The sequence below is a fragment of the Stenotrophomonas sp. Marseille-Q5258 genome, assembly GCF_946900935.1.
In the GTDB taxonomy this organism is placed as follows: domain Bacteria; phylum Pseudomonadota; class Gammaproteobacteria; order Xanthomonadales; family Xanthomonadaceae; genus Stenotrophomonas; species Stenotrophomonas nematodicola.
Genome location: NZ_CAMPPN010000052.1, coordinates 1 through 5,306 on the forward strand (window position 1 = coordinate 1; position 5,306 = coordinate 5,306).

6 protein-coding genes are annotated in these 5,306 nt (G+C 67.9%); all 6 read right to left on the reverse strand.

The features are described 5' to 3' along the window. Window positions 1-123: 123 nt before the first annotated feature. The gene (locus OC534_RS19130; protein ID WP_262072405.1) at window positions 124-2,490 is read right to left on the reverse strand and encodes a Tex family protein; all 2,367 of its coding nucleotides are present in this window, start codon (window positions 2,488-2,490) and stop codon (window positions 124-126) included. 106 nt (window positions 2,491-2,596) lie between these two features. Then, the gene (locus tag OC534_RS19135) at window positions 2,597-2,812 is read right to left on the reverse strand and encodes a hypothetical protein (RefSeq protein ID WP_017356979.1); all 216 of its coding nucleotides are present in this window, start codon (window positions 2,810-2,812) and stop codon (window positions 2,597-2,599) included. A gap of 168 nt (window positions 2,813-2,980) precedes the next feature. After that, a complete protein-coding gene (locus OC534_RS19140; RefSeq protein WP_017356978.1) occupies window positions 2,981-3,421 on the reverse strand; it encodes a hypothetical protein in 441 nt (146 codons plus the stop codon). Further along, window positions 3,418-3,621, reverse strand: coding sequence for a PspC domain-containing protein (locus OC534_RS19145; RefSeq protein WP_017356977.1), 204 nt, complete (start codon window positions 3,619-3,621; stop codon window positions 3,418-3,420). Before OC534_RS19145 ends, OC534_RS19140 begins: the two co-directional genes overlap by 4 nt. A gap of 75 nt (window positions 3,622-3,696) precedes the next feature. Beyond that, window positions 3,697-4,068: a YfeK family protein gene (locus OC534_RS19150; RefSeq protein ID WP_262072406.1), complete on the reverse strand. Its 372-nt coding sequence runs from the start codon at window positions 4,066-4,068 to the stop codon at window positions 3,697-3,699. Then, the gene (phaC, locus tag OC534_RS19155; protein WP_017356975.1) at window positions 4,065-5,129 is read right to left on the reverse strand and encodes a class III poly(R)-hydroxyalkanoic acid synthase subunit PhaC; all 1,065 of its coding nucleotides are present in this window, start codon (window positions 5,127-5,129) and stop codon (window positions 4,065-4,067) included. Before phaC ends, OC534_RS19150 begins: the two co-directional genes overlap by 4 nt. Between the last annotated feature and the right edge of the window lie 177 nt (window positions 5,130-5,306).

The window sequence follows — 5,306 nt, forward strand, 5'->3', positions numbered from 1 at the left end:
GCCCGCCGCCGCCCCGGCGGCGGCGCGCAGCCCACGAAAACAGGCCTGTTCGCCGCCGGTACCCATGTCACGTTGCGGCGAACGGCGGCGGTCGCACCGCGACCGCCGCCGGCTCCCAGCCCCTCAGCCGCCGCGTTTTGCGCGGGCGAAGGCGTCGGCCAGGGCATTGTTGGCCGGCGGGGCGCCGCTGCCCGGGCGCGGACCAGACGGGCCACCCCGGCTGCCGGGACGCGGGCCCCCGCCGTCGCGGCGGCCACCGCCGGCCGGACGCGCGTCGCGCTCGCCCGGGGCCTTGGCCGGTGCCGGGGTGTCGTCCAGGCGACGGGTCAGCGCGATCCGCTTGCGGGCCACGTCGACCTCCAGCACCTTCACCTTGACGATGTCGCCGGCCTTGACCACGTCGCGCGGGTCCTTGACGTAGGTGTCCGACAGCGCCGAGATGTGGATGAGGCCGTCCTGATGCACACCGATGTCCACGAACGCGCCGAACGCGGCCACGTTGCTGACCACGCCTTCGAGGATCATGCCGACCTTGAGGTCCTTCAGCTCTTCCACCCCGTCGGCGAAGCGCGCCGCCTTGAACTCGGGGCGCGGGTCGCGGCCGGGCTTCTCCAGCTCCTTGAGGATGTCGCGCACCGTCGGCACACCGAAGGTGGCATCGGTGAACTGCTCGGCCTTCAGACTGCGCAGGAAGCTGCCGTCGCCGATCAGCGCCTTGATCGGGCGCGCGGTGGCCGCCACGATGCGCTCGACCACCGGATAGGCTTCCGGGTGCACCGACGAGGCATCCAGCGGCTGGTCGCCGTCGGCGATGCGCAGGAAGCCGGCGCACTGTTCAAAGGTCTTGTCGCCCAGGCGCGGCACCTTGAGCAGGTCCTTGCGGCGCTTGAACGGACCGTTGTCGTCACGGTGGCGCACGATGTTCTCGGCCACGGTGGAGGACAAGCCGGATACCCGCGAGAGCAGTGCGGCCGAGGCCGTATTGACCTCCACGCCAACCGCGTTGACGCAGTCTTCCACCCGCGCATCCAGCGCGCGCGCGAGGCGGTACTGGTCCACGTCGTGCTGGTACTGACCCACGCCGATCGCCTTGGGCTCGATCTTCACCAGCTCGGCCAGCGGGTCCTGCAGACGCCGCGCGATCGACACCGCACCGCGGATCGACACGTCCAGATCGGGGAACTCCCTGGCCGCCAGTTCCGAGGCCGAGTACACCGATGCGCCGGCCTCGCTGACCACGATCTTCTGCAGCCGGGTGTCGCCCAGCGCCTTGATGACCTCGCCGGCCAGCTTGTCGGTCTCGCGGCTGGCGGTGCCGTTGCCGATCGCGATCAGCTCCACGTTGTGCGTGATGCACAGCTGCCGGATCGTGTGCAGCGACTGGTCCCACTGGCGACGCGGCTCGTGCGGGTAGATGGTGTCGGTGGCGACCAGCTTGCCGGTGGCATCGACCACGGCGATCTTGCACCCGGTACGGATGCCCGGGTCCAGGCCAAGCACGGTCTTCGGGCCCGCCGGGGCGGCCAGCAGCAGATCCTTGAGGTTGTCGCCGAACACCGCGATGGCGTCGGCTTCGGCCTTTTCGCGCGCCTGGTTGAACAGGTCCAGCAGCAGGTGCATGTGCAGCTTGGCGCGCCAGGTCAGCCGGCAGGCGTCAAGCAGCCAGCGGTCACCCGGGCGCCCGGCATCGCGGATGCCGGCGTTGTGCGCCACACGCCCCTCGGCGTACTGGTGGCCGGCCTCGGCATCACTGCCCGGGTCCAGCTCCAGGAACAGAATTTCCTCGCGGCGCGCGCGGAACAGCGCCAGCAGGCGGTGCGACGGAATCTTCGCCAGCGGCTCGGCGTGCTCGAAATAATCCCGGTACTTGGCACCCTGCTCTTCCTTGCCCTCGGCAACACGGGCGCGGATGACGCCGTGCTCGCCGAGCCAGTTGCGCAGCTCGCCGACCAGCGCCGCGTCCTCGCCCCAGCGCTCCATCAGGATCGCCCGGGCGCCTTCGAGGGCGGCCTTGACGTCGGCCACGCCCTTGTCGCCATCGACGAAAGTGGCGCCGAACACCTGCGGGTCCAGGCCAGGATCGGCCAGCAGGCCATCGGCCAGGGGTTCCAGCCCGGCCTCGCGCGCGATCTGGGCGCGGGTGCGGCGTTTGGGCTTGTAGGGTAGATACAGGTCTTCCAGGCGCGACTTGGTGTCCGCGGCCAGGATGTCCAGACGCAATTCGTCGCTGAGCTTGCCCTGTTCGTCGATGCTGGACAGCACCGCGGCGCGGCGGTCTTCCAGTTCACGCAGGTAGGTCAGGCGCGTCTCCAGGTTGCGCAGCTGGGTGTCGTCCAGACCGCCGGTGACTTCCTTGCGGTAGCGGGCGATGAACGGAACGCTGGCGCCTTCGTCCAACAGGGCGATGGCGGCACGCGCCTGGGCAGCCTGGGCGCCGATTTCGTCGGCGATGGTCTGGGCGATCTGCTGGGCGAGCTTGATGTCAGGCATTGCTTCCGGCCGGAGCCACGTTACGGAAAACCCGATTGTGGCAACGCAGGGCGGCGGGGGAAACCCGTTGACAGCCGCCCTCCAACCTGTCGCCGATGGTCGGCGCTCAGCGGTAGTGCTGCGCCGCGCGGACCTTCACCGATTCATCCAGCAGGGATTCCAGGGCCATGACGCGCACCCGGCCCACGCCCTGCAGTTCCATGAACCGCTCGGTGTAGATCTCCGGCCCTTGGGCCGTCTCGGCGCGGGATTTGCTGAAGCCGTGGGGCACCAGGCCCTTGTCGCCATCCTTGCTACCACCGACATAAAGAACAATTGCCATGTGATGTACTCCTCCAAAAAGCATCGTGCATGTCCAACAGCGTGCAGCTTACCGGGCCCAACCTGACTGATGCGTCATTGAGGTTAATAACGTTTGTTTGCATGCAGATGACGTCGCGTTACCGACGTTTTGCTTACACGAAATTAACGCATCGCTAACACGTGGCCATTACGGCCACCAGCCGCGCCCGGTCATCGCATACACATCGGCCGCGCGCTCGAAGGGATTGCGCGCACTGACGCCGCCGCACAGCAGGTACACCGGCAGGTACAACGGGCCCAGCACCATGTACTGATAGACATGTGCGCGCTCATGGTCGTGCAGACCGATGACCGGCTCGGTGCAGTGGCCCGCCTGATGCGCGTACGTGCGGCACGGCACGTCCAGTACCGGGCCGGTGTGCAGAATCACGTTGCCCAGGGTGATCGCGCCGCCCGGCCCCCACGGCCAGTCACGGAACACGACCGCGCGGTCGCGTGCATTCCACGACGGACGCGCGCCCGCCACCATCCCCAGCAGGCCACCGAGCAGACCGATCAGGGTGTTGGGCGCGGTCCAAAGCGCGCCCAGCCCCTGCAGGACGCGCAGCGCCAATGGCGGCAGGATCAATCGGCCTCGTTGGGAATCAGCAGCCAGAGGATGAGGTACACCAGGATGCCGGGAAAGGCAGCCGACGCCAGGGAGACCACCACGAACACGATCCGCAGCAGCGTCGGGTTCCAGCCGAAGCGGTGCGCGATGCCGCCCATCACGCCGGCGATCATGCGGTCGTTGAGCGAGCGCGAGAGCGTGCGGGGTGTGGCGTTCATGGCAGGGTCCTCCAACGGTATGAGGGAAATGCTAGCGCGGACCGGTGTGTATGCGGCGCATGCGGCGCCAGGCGCTCAGCGTCCGCGCAAGGCCTTCAGGCGCGCACCGAACCACGCCGCCGCGGTCTGTTCGGGCTGGCCCGGGCAGGCGATCCGGTAGGGCTTGCCGCTCATGCTGCTCTGGCTGGCGGCCCGTTCGATGAACTGTTCGGCCGTATCCACCTTGTCCTTCCTGAGCAGGTAGTCGTACTTGCGCTGCAGGTGCGCGCGCGCTTCTGCGGCGTCGTGCCAGCTGCCGTTGCGCTGGAAGCGGCAGGACGAGCCGTCCAGTGCGCCGATCAGCGCGGCGATCTCGCGGCGCGCGGTGTCGCTGGGCGCGGCCGAGGCGCCACCGGCGGCCGCCAGCAGCGCCACGAGCAGCATCGTCATCACGCGGAGGTGGGTCATGTTCGTTCCTTCAGCCACTGTGAGAGGGTCGCAGGCACTTCGCGCTGGGCGCGGCCGGAGACATAGATGCCGATGTGGCCGCCACGGAAGCTGCTTTCGGTGTAATCACTGCTGCCAATCCGGCCGCGCATCGCGCGCGAGGCATCCGGCGGGACAAGATGGTCCTGTTCGGCGTAGATGTTGAGCACCGGCAGCGTCACCTGGCGCAGGTCGACATGTTCCTCGCCGATCCGCACGCCGTCGTGCATCAGGCCGTTGCCCTGGTAGAACTGCTTGATGAAGTCGCGAAAGGCTTCGCCGGCGAGATCGGGCGAATCGAAGATCCACTTTTCCATGCGCAGGAAGTCCTCCAGCGCGGCCTTGTCGTCCAGGATGTCGAGCAGACCGACGTACTTCTGCACGTTGAGCCGGAACGGTTTGAGCATCAGGTAACTGGCATTCATCAGGTCGGCCGGGATGTTGCCCAGCGTGTCCACCAGCAGGTCGACGTCGACATGCCGTGCCCAGTGCGAAAGCATGTTGTCGGCAGTGTGGAAATCCACCGGCGTGACCATCGTGACCAGGTTGGCCAGCTTGTGCTGGCGCAGGGCCGCGTAGCACAGCGCGAACACCCCACCCTGGCAGATGCCGAGCATGTCGATCGGGCCGCCGGACTGCGCGCGCAGGTGGTCCACCGCGCCGTCGATGAACCGCAGCAGGTAATCCTCCAGCGTCTGGTAGCGCTCGGAGCGGTCCGGGTAGCCCCAGTCCAGCACGTACACGTCGTGCCCGAGTGCCAGCAGTTTCTGCACCAGCGAACGGTCGGCCTGCAGATCAACCATGTACGGCCGGTTGACCAGGGCATACACGATCAGCAGCGGGGTCGAGTGCACCGGCGCTTCGGTGCCGATGAACCGATACAGCGCTACCTTGCCGTCCCGCCAGACCTCTTCGCGCGCGGTGACGCCGTAGTCCACGTCCTCCACCGACGGCAGCAGCGTCAGCCCGTCCATCAGCTTGCGCTGCATGGCCAGGGTTTCCTGCAGCAGGTCCTCTGCGTTGAATCCCAACGGGCCCTTCATCGGCTGCGCGTCCGCCGCGCGGGTGCGGCCGGGGCCGGCTTGGCAGGTTTAGCCGGCTTGGCGGGTTTCGCCGGCTTGGGGGTTCTGGTCGCCTTGGGGGCCTTGGGGGCCTTGGGGGCTGTTCCTTTACACCTCTTACGCCCGCCCCGCGACCCCTTCTGTGTGCCTTCTGCTCCT